This window comes from Calditerrivibrio sp. (assembly GCF_049968475.1).
Lineage (GTDB): Bacteria > Chrysiogenota > Deferribacteres > Deferribacterales > Calditerrivibrionaceae > Calditerrivibrio > Calditerrivibrio nitroreducens_A.
In genome coordinates, this window is the sequence record NZ_JBMFQS010000024.1 from 1 (window position 1) to 1068 (window position 1068).

A 1068-nucleotide genomic window follows, 5' to 3' on the forward strand; every position below is an offset into this window, starting at 1 on the left:
ACTTTAAGTAGATGGAGGAAGGGTATTACACTTCTTACATACTTGTATGCTTATGCAATAGGCTATAGCTTTTTCAGATCTATTGAGGTAAATTTATGTGGTTAATTTCTCACTCAACGTATTAAAGATAAATCAATGTTTAAATGAATAAAACCTCTGAGGCTGTTTAAAAAATAGTAAAATATCTTCCCAAAAGGAAAAGAAAGGTTAAAATGAAGAACAAAAAATATAAACAAATTGTAAAGTTCATAATAGAATACATACGTTGAGTGAGAAATTAACCACATAAATTTACCTCTATAGACCTGAAAAAGCTATATTATACTTATTCTTATTTTTTGAGATTTTGGTAGCTATTTTTAGAAATCAAATTATATCAATACTTTGAAATTTTTCAAATAGCCTCAGGGGTTTTGTAAACAGCCTCGATTATATCTAAAAGATAGAAATTATAAACTTTTGCATCTTTATATCCTACATAGTTCAGACAAAAACTAATTCAAATATCCAGTCACAATACCCTATAGAGCGGGTCAAACGAATTCGCAACTGAAAATGATATATTTTATCATCTGTTGCAATACCCTATAGAGCGGGTCAAACCCGTAAAAATTACAATATAATGCAAATATATTTTCTGTTATATTGTCTAACAAGGCTTATCACTACTTGAATATTCAAATAATATATTTTTTACCTTATTCAGTTGCCAAAGTTCATCAACTTAAAACTTACACTATAAATTATAACAAAAAATTTTTAACCCGTCAAGTATCTCAAACTTTTCTCTTAGTTATCTCTTTGTTATCCTTTAGTTATTGTTATTAAAGAATGAATTTTTATGATATAATTACCTAACTTTAGAGCGGGGGAAATCTTTATTATGGGATTTAATCTCGGGGATGAATTAATAAAAGCTTTAAGAGATAAAACGGATGAAATAATAAACATAGAAAGGGGTAAAGTTTTTGCGGTAAAAACAAAACCATTCTATGAAAAAACAAATATAAAACTGTATATAGAGAATGAAAGTGAAGAAAAGTCAAGACCCCTAATAGTATTGTATAC

Annotated in this window: 1 protein-coding gene; it reads left to right on the forward strand. The window is 27.5% G+C overall.

What is annotated here, in order from left to right; translation table 11 throughout:
- Positions 1-883: 883 nt before the first annotated feature.
- Positions 884-1068: hypothetical protein (locus tag ACP5Q2_RS09840; protein WP_428099610.1), on the forward strand; the 185-nt coding region annotated here is incomplete at its 3' end.